This window comes from Nocardiopsis sp. KDC1DS13DA1 (assembly GCF_055632325.1).
Genome location: NZ_JBVMUY010000052.1, coordinates 1 through 14660 on the forward strand (window position 1 = coordinate 1; position 14660 = coordinate 14660).

Genomic DNA, 14660 nt, shown 5'->3' on the forward strand with positions numbered 1-14660 from the left:
CGCCGACGATGGACAGGGGCAGGACCACGCGCAGCGCGGCCAGGGCGTAGGGGAGGCTGGTGGGCAGGCGCAGCTTCAGCAGCACCTCCAGCCGCGAGGCGTGCAGGGTCCGGAAGACGTGCAGGACCGGGCCCGAGACCGATCGCAGACCCGTGGTGACGTTGATCAGCACGGGGAAGAAGGTGACGATCGCGGTGACCACCACCTTCGGGGTCATGCCGAATCCGAAGGCCACCACCAGCGCCGGGGCGAGGGCGACCACGGGGGTGACGTTCAGGACCACGGCGAGCGGCATGACCGCCCGCCGCAGGACGGGGATCTCCGACATCAGCAGGGCCAGGACGAAGGCCGTCCCCGCGCCCCAGGCCACGCCCAGCAGCGCGATCTGGAGGGTGGACCAGGCGTTCTCCACGAACAGCACCGGGTCGGAGACCAGGGTCCGGCCGACCTCGCCCAGCTCGGGCAGGATGTAGGGGTTTCCGGCGGCGACCCACGACCACGCGGCGCCCACCAGGGCGATCGCGACGACGGTGGGCAGCCACACGCGGGGGGACAGCGGGGAGCGGCGCTTCCGGCCGCTCCTGCGTCGCCCGCGGGGCGGCGGGCTCTGGGGGCGGACACGGGGGTCGTTACCTGCTGTTTTGTTGACGGTGGCCACGTTCTCTCCTCCCGTCACAGCGGGATCAGGTCGTCGGGGGCGGCGCCGCTCTCCCACGCGCCGCGCAGGGAGGCGCGGACGCGGTCCTCCAGGGCGCGTCCGCGGGGGCCGGTCACCTCGTCGCCACGCGGTCGGGGCAGGTCGACGGGGATCACCTCGTACACGCGTCCGGGGCGGGCGGACATCACCACGATCTCGTCGGAGAGCGTGACCGCCTCCCGGACCGAGTGGGTGACGAACAGGACGGTCGTCGACATCCGCTCCCACAGGCCCAGCAGGTGCCACTGGAGCGCCTCCCGGGTGAACTCGTCGAGCGCGGAGAAGGGCTCGTCCATGAGCAGCAGGTCGGGGCGCGTGCCGAAGGCGCGCGCGATGGCGACCCGCTGCCGCATGCCGCCGGACAGTTCGTTCGGGTACTTGCGGGCGGCGTCGTCGAGCCCGACCATCCGCAGCAGGGTGTCGGGGTCCTCGCCGCCCTTGCCCGCCCGGCGGTTGACCCGGGCGGGGAGGGTGATGTTGCGCCGCACGTTCAGCCAGGGCAGCAGCGCGGGCGACTGCGGGACGAACCCGACCGCCTTGGCCGCGCACATCCGGCGGGGTGTGGAGTCGAAGATCCGCACCGAGCCCTCGTCGTACTCCTCCAACCCGGCGACCACCCGGATGAGGGTGGACTTGCCGCAGCCGCTGGGGCCGATGAGGCTGACGAAGTGTCCCCGCGGGACGTCGAGGTCGATGCGGTCCAGGGTGGGCCGGCGCGGGTCGCCGCCCTCGTAGGTCTTGGTGAGCCCACGGACCTCGATGCGTTCACGGCTCACGCGGCGACCAGCCTTCGGAAGCGGCGGCCCTGGTAGACGAGGGGCGCGGAGTCGCCGCTGTGGACGCGCGCGACGTCGACCAGGATCATCGTGTGGTCCCCGGCGACGTGCCGGGAGTGGACGCTTCCCTCCAGCACGACGGCGGCACCCGGCAGCACGGGGGCGCCCAGGTCGCCGCGGACGAAGTCGGCGGCACCGAACTTGTCCGCTCCCCGGGTGGCGAAGAGCCTGGACAGGTGCTCCTGGCCGTCGGCGAGGACGTTCACGGCGAGTGTTCGCGCGTGGGTGAAGGCGGCGTGGCACTCGGCGGTGGTGGCCAGGAAGACACCGATCAGCGGCGGGTCGGCCGACACGGACACGACGCTGTTGGCGGTGAAGCCGTGGCGCCCGGTCGGGACCCGTGTGGTGATCACGCTGACGGACGTGGCCATGCGGGCGAGCCCGTCGCGCAGGGCGGACGGTTCGCGGTGGACGTCCGCGGTGTGTGGGATGGGATCGTGGGGCGTCATTCCTGCTCCTCAGGGGACGGACACGTGCGCTCGGCCGCCGCTGGTGGCGACGGCCGAGCCGGGGGACGGTGGGGTCTCGCGGATCACGTGCGTACCGGGAGTGAGTCGATGACCGAGGAGAGCGTCCGAGCGTGGCGGTCGTACCACCGCAGAGCGGGGTCCGTGTCGCTGCCCAGCTCCCCGAGTACCGCTTCCTGGAGGTACAGGGCGGGGGTGGGGCAGATGGCGGCGAGCTCGACCATGACCGGGCGCAGGGCCGCCTCGGGGGCGGAGGAGTGCGCGTCGGAGGCGCCGACCATGAGGGGGACGCAGACGGTGCCCCGCAGTGCCTCGGGCGGCATCCGGTCGAGGAAGGACTTGAGCAGGCCCGTGAACGTGCCCTTGTAGACGGGGCTGGCCACGACCAGCAGGTCCGCCGACCGCACGGTCTCGACAGCGGAGTCGACGTCGGCGGCGCGGGGGTCGAGCACCGCCGGGCCGTAGTCCGACAGGTCGACGGTGGTGACCGGCGCGTCGGAGCGGATCGCGGCCGACAGGAGCCGGGCGAGGTGCTCCGCGGCGCGGGCGGTCCGCGAGCCCGAGCGGGGGTTACCTACCAGCACGACCACATGGGAAGAGCCCACGGGACACCCTCCAGACAAGACTCCTCCGGTACGGAACCGGAGACTTCGACGGAGAGCGGGCGGAAGCAGGATTGTCGACGGCCCGCGGAGATCGTTGACCCGTCAAAGGTAGGGGCAGAAAATGTACGTTGTGTGAAGAACCGGTCACGGAGTCATCTCCATCTGTCGGACATTGTGGTCCTGGTCCAGCAGGAGGACGTCGATCCGGTGCGCGGCGAGGGCCTCGGGCAGCCAGGCGCCGCGGCCGAGGAGTCTGGTGAACGGTGTGCTCAGCGCCAGGACCGCCCGCGCGTCGGGGAAGGCGGCGCCCCGGAGCCAGGCGAGTTTGAAGGCGTCGGCGATGACCTTGTTGCGCTGGTTCGACTTGATCTGACCCCAGTGCAGACAGCACTGTCCGAGGATGGTCGTAGGATCGTCGTCCGCGCAGTCCACGCCCACTCTGATGCCGTTCGGGAGGGTGAACTCCCGGGGTGACAGTGCGGCTCCGAAGTACGCGGACAGCGTCGCGTGGGGTTCGGGGGAACCGGTACGGTCCCTGGTGTCCATCAGCGCGTGTCTCGGTGTGTGCCCCATGTGACGAGACGATAATGCACAGGAACCGGCCTGGGACAGGGCTTGTGCCCTTGTGCTCACTCTCGGCGAGATTTTTCTGGTACTTCGTCTCGTGTCGTCGCGCAGAGTCGCGAGGCACTCGTCACACGGCCTTTCTCCGCCTTGATCTCAATAAAAGTTGAGGTTTTACGGTCGGGATCGTCCGAGACCGTCCGAGCCTGGGAGAAAGACGTGGCCACCAGCACCCCCCGAAGCGCGACCTGGAGAGAGTGGCTCGGCCTCGCGGTGCTGACGCTGCCGCTCCTGATGTCCGCCACGGACATGACCGTCCTGTTCCTGGCGCTGCCCGCCATCGCCGCGGACCTGGCCCCCAGCAGCACGCAGCTGCTGTGGATCCTGCACGTGGCCTCGTTCCTCCAGGTCGGCGTGGTGCTCACCATGGGGTGGCTGGGGCCGAGGATGGGGCACCGGCGCCTGCTCACGGCGGGGGTCGCCGTGTACGGGGTGTCCTCCCTGGTCGCGGCGTTCTCCGTCGACCCCCTCATGCTCATCGCCACCCGGGCCGTCATGGGTATGGCCGCGGCGTCGCTGCTGCCGAGCATCACCTCCCTGCTGCGCGTGATGTTCACCGACACCCGGCAGTTCTCCGCCGCCATCGCCGTGGTGATGAGTTCCTTCTCCGCGGGCATGGCGGTCGGGCCGCCGCTGGGCGGCGTGCTCCTGGAGTACTTCTCCTGGGGCTCGGTGTTCCTCATCAACGTGCCCGTGGCGGTGCTCCTGCTGCTGTTCGCCCCGCTGCTGCCGCGCGTGCGGGGTGAGCGGGGGCAGAGCCTGGACCTGCTGGGCGTGGCGTTCTCCGTGCTGGCGGTCATCGCGGTGATCTTCGGGCTCCAGGAACTCGCCGACGACATGGCCAGCGGCTCCGAGGCCCCGACGTGGCCGTACCTGCTGTGCGTGGCGGCGGGCCTCGCCCTGGGCGCGCTGTTCGTGCGGCGACAGCTCCGCGCGCCGGAACCGCTCCTGGACCTGCGGCTGTTCTCCACACCCGCGTTCTCCGTGTCACTCGTGGCCATGCTCCTGATGCTGCTCGGTGTGGGCGGCTCGGACATGCTCCTGGCCCAGTACCTCCAGGCGGTGGAGGGGATGTCGCCGGGGCGGGCGGGCCTTCTGCTGATCGCCCCCGCGCTGGGCTCGATCGTGGGCGGCCTGCTGCCGACCGTCCTGAACCGGTGGGCGCGCCCCGGGTTCGTCATGGGGGTCGCGCTGCTGGTCGCCGGGGCCGGAGCCGGCGCGATGGTGTGGCTGGTCGGCGACGGAACGCTGCCGGGGATCGTCGTGGCGGCGGTGGTGATCCAGCTGGCGATCGGACCGCTGTTCACGTTGAGCTACAACCTCATCATCGCGTCGGCGCCGCTGCGCAAGGCCGGTTCGGCCGCAGCGATGGGCGACGTCGCGGGCGGTTTCGGCAACGCGCTCAGCCTGGCCTTCCTGGGCAGCCTCGCGGCGGTGGTCTACCGGCGGCTGCTGGACGGCGCGGGGCTGGAGGAGGTGCCGGCCGACGCGGTCGAGGCGGCGGGAGAGACCGTCGGCGGTGCGACGGCGGTCGCGCAGACGCTGCCCGGCGCGCTCGGGGCCGAGCTGCTGGAGGCGGCGCGGTCGGCGTTCACGGTCGCGGTGCAGACGGGCTACGGGTTCACGGCGGCGGTACTGATCCCGGTCGGCCTGGTCGTCCTGTGGGCACTGCGTAAGGTGCGTCTGGAGAACCTCGGCGGGGACGTGGAGTCCGGGGCGGCGGACGGGACGCCAGAGCCCGGGCACGAGCGCGCGGCGGAGGTCCCCACCGCCGAGCACCGTGAAGGGGACCCTGTCGTATCCGGCGACTAACGTCCTTGCGCATGAGCGAGAACGGATCATCGGGTGGGATCGGGCCGCTGCCGGACCGGGACGGCCACGTGGGCGGTATCGAGTCCATGACCATCGACGGGCGCCGGTACTACTTCGGCTTCGACTACAAGGGCGACATGGTCGTCTCGCCGCTGATCGGCGACCCGGACACGATGGCGGCGTTCGCGAGCGAGCACATGCTCCAGGCCGACGGCGCCCACGACGCGGACTACTGGAGGGGACTGGTCGACGACGCGGTGCGGGAGTCGGGGCTGTGCCGCGACCCGGACCGGGAACTGACCGCCGAACGGCTGGGCCGTGAGCCGATGCCCCCGCGCAACAGCCACCTCCGGTACCTGCTGGGCACGCTGACCGGCCACTGGGACGAGCGTCCGCCGGAGGGACCCCTCCCGGGGAACTGGGACCTGTTGTTCGGCCGCCTGGGCGGTCGGGCCTAGGCTGTGTTCTCCGGGTCCTCCGCGTGGCTTCGGACCGGGTTCGGGCGCCCCAAGGACAGGGTTGTTCCTCCTCGGCGTCGCCTGCCGCTCGTTCCTCGCTCGCGGCTCGCCTCGTCGTGCACCACCCTGTCGGCGCCCGGGTTGTGCTTGTTCTGGTCCTCCGCTTCGCTTCGGACCGGGTTCGGGCGCCCTAAGGACAGGGGTTGTTCCTCCTCGGCGTCGCCTGCCGCTCGTTCCTCGCTCGCGGCTCGCCTCGTCGTGCACCACCCTGTCGGCGCCCGAACGACAACCCCCTGCGGTGACCGTTCCAGAAAACCGGCCCTGGCCCGCCGTCTGACGGGCGTCCGATCAGCCGGTCGGGGACCGTACGGGCACCGCCTCCGGCACGTCGAGGTGCAGACCCAGGGCGCCGAGTTCGGTCCGCGAGGCCACACCGAGTTTGGGATAGGCCTTGTACAGGTGGTGGCCGACGGTCCGGGGGCTCAGGAACAGCCGCGTGCCGATCTCCCGGTTGCTCAACCCGGTGGCGGCGAGCCGGACCACCTGGAGTTCCTGTGGTGTGAGGCGGTCCAGGAGTTCCCCGGCCCGGTCCCGGGCGTCGGTGTCGGTCACCCGGGTCTCCCCGGTGGCGCGCAGTTCGGCACGGGCCCGGGCCGCCCACGGTTGGGCCCCCACCGTACGAAGTCATCCAACGCCGTGTGGAGCCGCTCCCTGGCCTCCGTCATCCGTCGGCGGCGGCGCAGCCACTCCCCGTACATGAGCCGGGTCTGGGCCCGGTCGAACGGGAGCGCGTCCGTCTCCAGAGCCGCCCGGTAGTCCTCCTCCGACCCGGTCAGGAGGGCCCGGCACCGCAGGGACACCGCACGGGTCCACGAGTGCTCCGTCGCCTCGGCCCAGGCCGAGTACCGCTCCGCCGCGTCGGCGGCCCGCTCCGGGCGCCCCAGTCGGACCGCGGCCTCGACCAGGACGGGCAGGCTGCCCACGACCCCCATCGGGCGGCCGCCACGCACGACCTCCTCCATCCGCGCCATCGCCGCCTCGTACCGGCCCTGCGCGAGGTCGAGGCGGCTGAGTGAGGCGGCGGCCTGCGCGGAGGCGGGTGCCACACCCCGTTCCAGGGGTTCGGCCGCCAGCTCCCGGCAGCGCCCGGCGTCGCCCAGAAGGGCCGCGATCTCGGCGCCGGCCGCCCGGAGCTCCACACGGGCGTGGTCCTGACCGGTCTCCGCCGCGTTCCTGAGGCCGTCGGCGACGGTGGCCCGCGCGTCGCGTAGGCGGCCCAGAAGGGTCTGAGTGCGGGCGAGCACCACCTGGACCTGGGGCAACACCGCCAGCGCCCCCTGGCGCCGACAGTCGCGTTCCAGGTCGGCGGCCAGCCGGTGGGCCCGGTCGAGGTCACCGCAGACGAGGTGCAGCCGCGCGTACAGCAGTCTGTCGCGGTGCGAACCGGGGGCGGGGGAGGATTCGGCGAGCAGCGAGCGCAGGGCCCGTGCCCCCTCGGCGACCGGACCGTCGTCGAGCCTGTTGGTGGCCAGCGCCGCACGGGCCAGCCGGTGGGCCCGCGCCCCGTCCGGGCGTTCCTCCGCGTACGCGCCGATGTCGGCCACACACCCGAAGTCGTTGGCGACCCACGCGGCGCGGACGGCGTCCACCAGCAGGCCGCCGGTCTCCGTGGCGGCCGTGCGGCTGCCGTCGGCGTCCAGACTCCCACCAGCCCCGGGGGCGCCCTCGTCCTCCTCCGCGGCCAGGACCGCCCCGAACAGGATCCGGTACGACTCGTCCGCGTCCCCCCGGGCGGCGGCGAGGACCGAGTACAGCCTGGCCGCGTCGGCACCCGAGTGGGGAGGGATCGGGCCGAGCAGGTCCGCCGCGCGGGTCAGATCCCCGGAGTCGACCGCCGCCTCGGCGGCGGCCACCGTGCGGCGCCTCCGCTCCCCGGGGACGGGGCTCAGCTCCGCCGAGCGTTCGTAGGCGGAGGCGACGGCGGACAGCCCGCCCCGTGCCCGCGCGCGTTCGGCGGCCTCCTCCAGGAGAGCCGCGACCTCCTCGTCCGGCGCGCTGGAGGCGGCGGCCAGGTGCCACGCACGGCGGTCGGCGGACTCCGGCCGTGCCGCGAACACCCCCGCCAGCGCCCGGTGCGCCGCCGTGCGCGCGTCCTGGGCCGCTCCCCGGCGGGCGGCCGACCGGACGAGGGGGTGCACGAACTCGATGCGCCGTTCCGATACCCGCAGCAGCCCGGCGTCCTCGGCGGGGCGCAGGTCACCGGGGCGGGCGCCCAGTTCCTCGGCGGCGCGCAGCACGGCGGCGGCCTCACCGGAGTCGTCGGCCGCCGCGACCAGCACCAGTGCGCGTGCCGGCTCCGGCAGGGCCGCGATCCGGTCGGTGAAGGCGCGTCGGACCCGGTCGGAGTCCTCCGGCCGCGGGACCGCAGCTCCGTCGCCCCCGGCCGCCGGCAGGGTCAGCAGGGCGAGGGGGTTCCCGTCGGCCTCGGCCAGCACGCGTTCCCGGTCCCGGCGCGGGAGGTCGGCGGCGTGCGTGCGCAGCAGATCCTCGGCGTTCGCGCGGGGGAGCCGCCGGACACGGAGTTCCTCGACACCGGGGGTGGCGAGCGGGGGAGCGTGCGGTTCGCGGACGGCCATGAGGACGGCGACCCGCTCGGCCTCCAGCCGCCGAGCGGCGAACAGCAGCGCCTCGGCCGAGGCCCGGTCCAGCCAGTGCGCGTCGTCCACCAGGCAGAGCACGGGCGCGTCCTCCGCGAGGCCGGCCAGCAGGGTCAGGACCGCCAAGCCGACGAGGAACCGGTTCGGTTCGCCGTCGTCGGACAGGCCCAGCGCGCGGCGCAGCGCCCTCGCCTGCGGTGCGGGCAGGGTGTCCACCCGCCGCGCGGTCCGTCCCAGCAGCAGGTGCAGACCCGCGTAGGGCAGTTCGCTCTCCGACTCGACCCCGGCGCCGCGCAGCACGCGCATGCCGTCGGCGCGGGAGCGGGCGTGTTCGAGGAGGGCCGACTTGCCGATTCCGGCCTCGCCGCGCAGCACGAGTGCGCCGCCGCGGCCGGACCGGGCGTCGGCGAGGGCCGCGTCGATCCTCGCCGTCTCCCCGTCACGTCCGTGCAGCACGCGCCCACGTTACCGAAGGGCCGGCGACTGCTGGAAGAACACCTCCTCACGGACGATCCGGCCGTCTCGGACGGTGTACAGCGAGATCTTGGCGTAGGTCCCGCGCAGGCCGGTCGGCCGGTAGGTGGAGTCGAGGGTGAACCGCACCGCGAACCGGTCGCCCCGTACGAGCGGCGCGTCGATTCCGACGGAGTGGATCTCCTCGGTGCCGCCGACCTCCGCCAGGTGCCGGTCGAGGTCGTCCCCTCGCAGTTCGACGGCGGGTCCGGTCATGTCGTCGGCGGCCACCCGAACGAAGTCCGGGGAGAACAGCCGCTCGGTGACCGTCCGGGAGTCGCGTCGGGAGACCGCCTCCACGTACTCGGCGGCCACCCGGGCCGTGGCCGCTGCCCCCTCCCCGCCGTCGCGGGGCGCCTCCGGCAGGAAGTCGGCCAGGTGGTCGGCCACCCACCGCCGGTAGGGGAGCGCGGGACGGCCGAGGACGTCGGCGACGTCGCTGGTCACGGGCTCGGGGACACGTGTCATCGTCGCCATCCGGGCCATGGTGTCCCCGACCGCGTCCTCCGGCAGCCAGGAGCGGAAGGCCGCGCGTGCCTCGTCGGGGGTCTGTTCCTCGAAGCGCAGGTCCAGACCGGTCACCTCACCGATGATCCGGACCCGGTCCGCCTGGTCCAGCGCCTCCGGCCCGGTGACCGCGTACACGGCGCCGACGTGGTCGTCGGTGGTCAGGGCACGGACGCCGACGGCGGCGAGGTCGGCCTCGTGCACCATCGACCTGCGCCAGCCCGCGAACGCCTCACGCACCACGCCCCGGGTACGCACCTCCTCGGACCAGGCCAGGTCGTTGCCCGCGAAACCACCGCCGCGGACGAAGGTCCACTCCACGCCCGAGTCGCGGATGAGCCGCTCGATCCTGGCGTGTGACCCGTTGACGGGGTCGTTGCGCCCGGTGTCGCCCGCCCCCACCGAGGACAGGTACACCACCCGCCGGACGCGGTCGGTGATCCGGGCGAGGACCTCGGGGGCGGCCGCGTCCGCCCGGAGGGTGGGCCAGACCAGGAACACGCGGGTCACGCCGTCGAGCGCCGCGTCCAGGGAGTCCGGGACGGCCAGGTCTGCGCTGACCACCTCCACCCCCGTGGGCAGGCGGGCCGCCGAGGGGTCGCGCACGAGGGCGCGGACGTTGGTCGCCCCGGTGTCGAGCAGTTGCCGTACCACCTGGCCGCCGACCTTTCCCGTGGCGCCGGTGACCAGGTACGTTCCTTCGTTCTTCTCGTTCATGGGGACGACGTTAGGGATCGGCCGCCGGGCACAGCATCAGTCGACCGACTGGCGTGTCCGGCCGGTCCCCGGGCGCACCGACCGCTGGGGTCGGTCACACCGACCCCCTCCCCACGGCCTTGGGCAGCCGCACCGACTGCCGGTGCCGGAACACGTCGAGCGGGTCCCAGCACCTCTTGACCTGCTGCAGCCGCGGGTAGGCGTCCTTGTAGTAGAGCGTGTGCCACGCGTCGTCGGAGGTGTTCCACTCGCCGCTGCCGAGGTCGCCGTCGGGGTAGTTGACGTAGCAGCCGTCGGTGATCTCGTTGATGGCGGGGACCCCGCCGCTGGCGGCGAACGTCGTGCGGTAGACGTCGCGGATCCACCGGATGTGCCGGTCGATCGCGGAGGCGCTCTCGGTGCGCTTCCAGTACACCTGGAACTGCATCTTCATGATGGAGTCGCGCTGGGGGACCGCGGTGTCGTGGCGCGGTCGGTTGATCGCGGAGCCGTAGGAGTCGATCTGGATGAGCGCCTCCTCGTTGCGGTAGTCCTTGTAGCGCGTGTTGCCGAGGTGGGCCCACATCCCGTCGATCTGCGCGGTGGTGAAGGGCTTGCGCATGTAGGCCGACTTGTACTTGCCGCACCGGTTCCCGCCCGAGCCGTCGAGCGCCTGCGTGGCGGTGAGCCAGGGCAGGACGCGCGGGGTGCGCATGTCCCGGATCGGCGTGTGCTCACCCATGGGGGAGCTCATCGGGCCCGCCCCGGGCCCGATCGCGCCGTCGACGGTGGCGAGGAAGCCGGACAGGGCCTCCTCGCCGTGGGGATCGTCGTCGTCCACCTGCGCGACCAGGCCGATCTCCCCGTTGCTCACGTGGTTGAGCTTGAGCATCGCGAACAGCTTCCCGGACGCCTCGTCGGGGTCCTGGTGGTCGCGGAAGTACTCACCGTAGGCCGTGACGAGCCTGCCGAACTCGGCCCTGTCGAACTCCGACCACTTCCAGGACAGGGCGGCGAGGCGGACGTTCCCCGGCGGTTCGGGCAGGTCCCGGAACCAGAACCGGGTGACCAGGCCGAAGTTCCCGCCGCCGCCTCCGGTGTGCGCCCACAGCAGGTCGCGCAGGTTGGTGCCCGGGTCGTCGCGGGTGGCGACGACCAGGTCGACCGTGCGGTTGGGCCGGACGACGGCGACCTCCACGGCGTAGAGGTAGTCGACGGTGAGGCCGTACTGGCGGGACAGGAGCCCGAAGCCGCCACCGGTGACGTGCCCGCCGGTGCCCACGGAGGAGCAGGAGCCGCCCGGCAGGACCTTGCCGCTGAGCGGATAGAGGTGACGGTGGACGTGCCAGTTGCTGGCGCCCGCCTCGACGCAGTACGCCTCCAGGCCGGGGTCGTGGTACACGCCGCACATGGGGCTGACGTCGAGGATGACGCGGACGTCGTCGCCGCAGACGAAGTCCTCGTAGCAGTGTCCGCCGGAGCGCACGGTGACGCGGGTGCGGTCGGGGTCGGCGGGGTGCTGGTTGACCGCCTCGGAGAGCGCACGGACCGCCCCGGCCGGGGAGGCCACCAGCCTCACGTACTCGGGGCGCGCGATCCAGCGTTGGTTGAAGCCGCGGGAGAGCGAGGGATAGCGCTTGTCCTGGGGACCGATGGTCGTCATGGGAGGGGGGACGTGTCCGTCGGTCATTGAGCCACCCGAGTCGAGACGGAGTACCAGGACGCGGCGGGTATACCCGGCAGCCGTTCACACGAAAAGTAGTCGCGTGGGCTCTGCGGGTCACGGGGCGCGGGGGGCGGACGCGGCGTCGGCCGCGGTGCCGGTGTCCCGGATCGGCGCGATCGCCCCAGCCGCTCCGAGGTCGAGGACCCTCGGCCCGTCCGCCGCGGGGACGGTGTCGGTCGGAGCGGGTTCGCGGCGGGCGATGCCACAGGCGCGGATCCGCGCCAGGGCCCCGGTCGATGCCGCGGAGGGCCCCTCAGCGCTCGGTTCCGTGCCCGGCGGCGGGCTCGCTGGTCTCCTCGGTCTCCCGTTCCTCACGCGGCGCGCACAGTTCGCGGCGCTGCCAGCCCGGCTGGGCTCGAAGGGTCCACATCAGGTCTCACTCGGCTTTCCCTGGAAGTTGCGGATGATCTGCTCCAGCAGGGAGTGGCGCTCGTTCTCGGCGGGCATCAGCAGCCAGGCCAGGATGTACACGAACACACCCCCGCCCAGGAGCGCGAAGGCCACGAAGGCGATCCGGACGATGGTGGAGTCGATGCCGAGGAAGGCGGCCATGCCGCCGCACACACCGGTCAGCAGACGGTCGGAGTCACTGCGGACGAGTCGTCCTTGGAGTTTCCCGTTCATGTCTCCAGCCTGCCCGTCACCGACGACGATTCCCATCGGGGAGAGCCCTGGGCCTCCCCTGACATCCCCCGGAGCCCCCGGGAGGGGGAGGGGTGAGGGAACGCTGGCGCGCCCCTCACCAGCTTGGACGGGGGCGCGACGCGTGTGGTTCCTGAGGCGTGGAGCACGTTCGGGGCGGTGGTGTACCGGGACCCCGGGGGAACCTTCGGAGCTTTAGTTAGTACACTAATTATTAGTACACAAACTAAAATCGGGCGGTGCGGGACACGAGCCGACGAGCGCGTGAGGCCCGTCCCGCGGAGCCGCCCGGCCAGGAGGAGACATGCGCCGGATGGAGCGGACCGGGTTCCGACCGAGTGGACGCGGTCCCACCGCCGCGGCGGTGTTCACCCTGATGGCCGGCGGTGCCCTCACGGGGGTCGCCGTCAGTCTGGCCGGATACCCGGGCGCCGGTGCGCTGGCCGGAGGGGCCGCGGTGCTCTGCGCCTGGACGGTCGCCCTGTTCCCCTCCCGCCGCACCGCACCGGAGGGGACGGTGGAGCTGCGCGGCGGCCCGCTCGACGGCCATCGGGTGAGCGGGAGGCGCCTGCGCGGGGCGGTCCGGGCGAACGGGATCGAGTTCGCCCACCGGAACGGCCGCGCACGGTACGTCCCGGACGCGGACGGACACCTGCGCCACGTGAACGGCCCGGCCTGACGCGGACGAGGGGCCGTGGTCCGGTACTCCCGGAACCACGGCCCGTGTCGCGGCCGGCGGGCCGTCACCCCCCGGCGTGCGGGTGGTTCAGGTCGAACGCCGGACGCTCGGACCGGATCCGCGGCAGCGACGTGAAGTTGTGCCGCGGCGGCGGGCAGGACGTCGTCCACTCCAGGGAGCAGCCGTAGCCCCACGGGTCGTCGACGGTCACCTTCGGCGCCTTCCTCGCGGTGACGTAGATGTTCCAGAAGAAGATCAGCGTCGAGGCGCCCAGCACGAACGACGACACCGAGGAGACCTGGTTGAGCCCGGTGAAGCCGTCGGTGGGCAGGTAGTCGGCGTAGCGGCGGGGGAAGCCCGCCGCACCGAGCCAGTGCTGCACCAGGAACGTGCCGTGGAAGCCCAGGAACAGCAGCCAGAAGTGGATCTTGCCGAGCCGCTCGTTGAGCATCCGCCCGGTGAACTTGGGCCACCAGAAGTAGAAGCCCGCGAACATGCCGAACACGACCGTGCCGAAGAGCACGTAGTGGAAGTGGGCCACCACGAAGTAGGAGTCGTGGACGTGGAAGTCGAGCGGCGGGGAGGCCAGGATGACGCCGGTGAGGCCGCCGAAGAGGAAGGTCGACATGAAGCCGATGGTGAACAGCATCGGCGTCTCGAAGCTGAGCTGCCCGCGCCACATCGTGCCGATCCAGTTGAAGAACTTCACGCCGGTCGGCACGGCGATGGTGAAGGTCATGAACGAGAAGAACGGCAGCAGCACCGCGCCGGTCGGGAACATGTGGTGCGCCCACACGGTCACGGACAGGCCGGCGATGGCGATCGTCGCGCCCACCAGGCTCTTGTAGCCGAAGATCGGCTTGCGGCTGAACACCGGCAGGATCTCCGAGGCCACCCCGAAGAACGGCAGGGCCAGGATGTACACCTCGGGGTGGCCGAAGAACCAGAACAGGTGCTGCCAGAGGATGGCGCCGCCGTGCTCGGGGGCGAACACGGAGGTGCCCAGCATGCGGTCGGCGCCCAGGGCGATCAGGGCCGCCGCCAGGACCGGGAAGGCGATGAGCACCAGCACGCTGGTGAGCACCACGTTCCAGGTGAACAGGGGGAGGCGGAACATCGTCATGCCGGGCGCGCGCATGCACACCACGGTGGTGATGAAGTTGACCGCTCCGAGGATCGACGCCATACCGCTGAGGACGAGGCCGAGGATCCACAGGTCGCCGCCCAGTCCCGGGGAGCGGACGGCGTCGGACAGCGGGGTGTAGGCGAACCAGCCGAAGCTGGCCGCGCCGCCCGGGGTGAGGAAGCCCCCCAGGGTGATGAGGCTGCCGAAGACGAAGAGGTAGAACGCCAGCAGGTTGAGGCGGGGGAACGCGACGTCGGGCGCGCCGATCTGGAGGGGCACGAGGACGTTCCCGAACCCCGCGAACAGCGGGGTCGCGAACGAGAACAGCATGATCGTGCCGTGCATGGTGAACAGCTGGTTGAACTGCTCGTTGGACATGTACTGAAGGTGCGGGAAGAGCAGTTCCGCGCGCATGAGCAGCGCCATGACGCCGCCCACGAGGAAGAAGCAGAAGGCGGCGATCAGGTACATGTACCCGATGACCTTGTGGTCGGTCGACGTCAGCCAGTTGACGGCGAGGGCGCCCCGGGGTCTGTGCCCCCGGCGGACGCCGGGGGCTGGGTCGGCTGTGACGGTCATGGGTGACCCTCCCTGCTGGTGTCGGGTGCCGGACGG

The 14660-nt window shown here is 72.2% G+C and carries 14 protein-coding genes; 3 read left to right on the top strand and 11 right to left on the bottom strand.

Annotated features, from left to right (window positions below):
- The 5 genes from ACTVAJ_RS27940 to ACTVAJ_RS27960 form a co-directional block, all read right to left on the bottom strand.
- On the bottom strand, nucleotides 1–658 hold a 658-nt coding region (locus ACTVAJ_RS27940), incomplete at its 3' end, for an ABC transporter permease (RefSeq protein WP_470391279.1).
- Between the two features lie 14 nt (nucleotides 659–672).
- Entirely contained in the window at nucleotides 673–1473 is an 801-nt protein-coding gene (locus ACTVAJ_RS27945) for an ABC transporter ATP-binding protein (RefSeq protein ID WP_470391280.1), read from the bottom strand.
- Nucleotides 1470–1982, bottom strand: a complete 513-nt coding sequence (locus ACTVAJ_RS27950; RefSeq protein WP_470391281.1) for a flavin reductase family protein — start codon at nucleotides 1980–1982, stop codon at nucleotides 1470–1472. Before ACTVAJ_RS27950 ends, ACTVAJ_RS27945 begins: the two co-directional genes overlap by 4 nt.
- A gap of 83 nt (nucleotides 1983–2065) precedes the next feature.
- Complete coding sequence (locus tag ACTVAJ_RS27955) at nucleotides 2066–2584, bottom strand: NADPH-dependent FMN reductase (RefSeq protein ID WP_470391282.1); 519 nt, start codon at nucleotides 2582–2584, stop codon at nucleotides 2066–2068.
- Between the two features lie 165 nt (nucleotides 2585–2749).
- Nucleotides 2750–3151, bottom strand: coding sequence for a hypothetical protein (locus tag ACTVAJ_RS27960; protein ID WP_470391283.1), 402 nt, complete (start codon nucleotides 3149–3151; stop codon nucleotides 2750–2752).
- A gap of 237 nt (nucleotides 3152–3388) precedes the next feature.
- Between ACTVAJ_RS27960 and ACTVAJ_RS27965 the strand changes: the two genes are divergently transcribed.
- Nucleotides 3389–5041 carry an MFS transporter gene (locus tag ACTVAJ_RS27965; protein WP_470391284.1) on the top strand — a complete coding sequence of 551 codons (1653 nt, stop codon included), beginning with the start codon at nucleotides 3389–3391 and terminating at the stop codon, nucleotides 5039–5041.
- Nucleotides 5042–5052: 11 nt separating this feature from the next.
- Nucleotides 5053–5499 carry a hypothetical protein gene (locus ACTVAJ_RS27970; protein WP_470391285.1) on the top strand — a complete coding sequence of 149 codons (447 nt, stop codon included), beginning with the start codon at nucleotides 5053–5055 and terminating at the stop codon, nucleotides 5497–5499.
- A 348-nt stretch (nucleotides 5500–5847) separates the two neighbouring features.
- On the opposite strand, the gene ACTVAJ_RS27975 is transcribed toward ACTVAJ_RS27970, so the two are convergent.
- From ACTVAJ_RS27975 to ACTVAJ_RS27995, 5 genes are all read right to left on the bottom strand, one after another.
- Nucleotides 5848–6111 carry a helix-turn-helix domain-containing protein gene (locus ACTVAJ_RS27975; protein ID WP_470391286.1) on the bottom strand — a complete coding sequence of 88 codons (264 nt, stop codon included), beginning with the start codon at nucleotides 6109–6111 and terminating at the stop codon, nucleotides 5848–5850.
- Nucleotides 6108–8612, bottom strand: coding sequence for an ATP-binding protein (locus tag ACTVAJ_RS27980; RefSeq protein WP_470391287.1), 2505 nt, complete (start codon nucleotides 8610–8612; stop codon nucleotides 6108–6110). The genes ACTVAJ_RS27975 and ACTVAJ_RS27980 overlap by 4 nt, the downstream gene beginning before the upstream one ends.
- 9 nt (nucleotides 8613–8621) lie before the next feature.
- The gene (locus ACTVAJ_RS27985; RefSeq protein WP_470391288.1) at nucleotides 8622–9893 is read right to left on the bottom strand and encodes an NAD(P)H-binding protein; all 1272 of its coding nucleotides are present in this window, start codon (nucleotides 9891–9893) and stop codon (nucleotides 8622–8624) included.
- Nucleotides 9894–9987: 94 nt separating this feature from the next.
- The gene (locus tag ACTVAJ_RS27990; RefSeq protein WP_470391289.1) at nucleotides 9988–11535 is read right to left on the bottom strand and encodes an FAD-binding oxidoreductase; all 1548 of its coding nucleotides are present in this window, start codon (nucleotides 11533–11535) and stop codon (nucleotides 9988–9990) included.
- A gap of 432 nt (nucleotides 11536–11967) precedes the next feature.
- Nucleotides 11968–12222, bottom strand: coding sequence for a PspC domain-containing protein (locus ACTVAJ_RS27995; protein WP_470391290.1), 255 nt, complete (start codon nucleotides 12220–12222; stop codon nucleotides 11968–11970).
- 322 nt (nucleotides 12223–12544) lie between these two features.
- Between ACTVAJ_RS27995 and ACTVAJ_RS28000 the strand changes: the two genes are divergently transcribed.
- On the top strand, nucleotides 12545–12919 hold the full coding sequence (locus tag ACTVAJ_RS28000) for a hypothetical protein (RefSeq protein ID WP_470391291.1): 375 nt from the start codon (nucleotides 12545–12547) through the stop codon (nucleotides 12917–12919).
- Nucleotides 12920–12983: 64 nt separating this feature from the next.
- Here ACTVAJ_RS28000 and ctaD read toward each other — a convergent pair whose 3' ends face one another.
- Complete coding sequence (gene ctaD / locus ACTVAJ_RS28005) at nucleotides 12984–14624, bottom strand: aa3-type cytochrome oxidase subunit I (protein WP_470391292.1); 1641 nt, start codon at nucleotides 14622–14624, stop codon at nucleotides 12984–12986.
- Nucleotides 14625–14660: the final 36 nt, after the last annotated feature.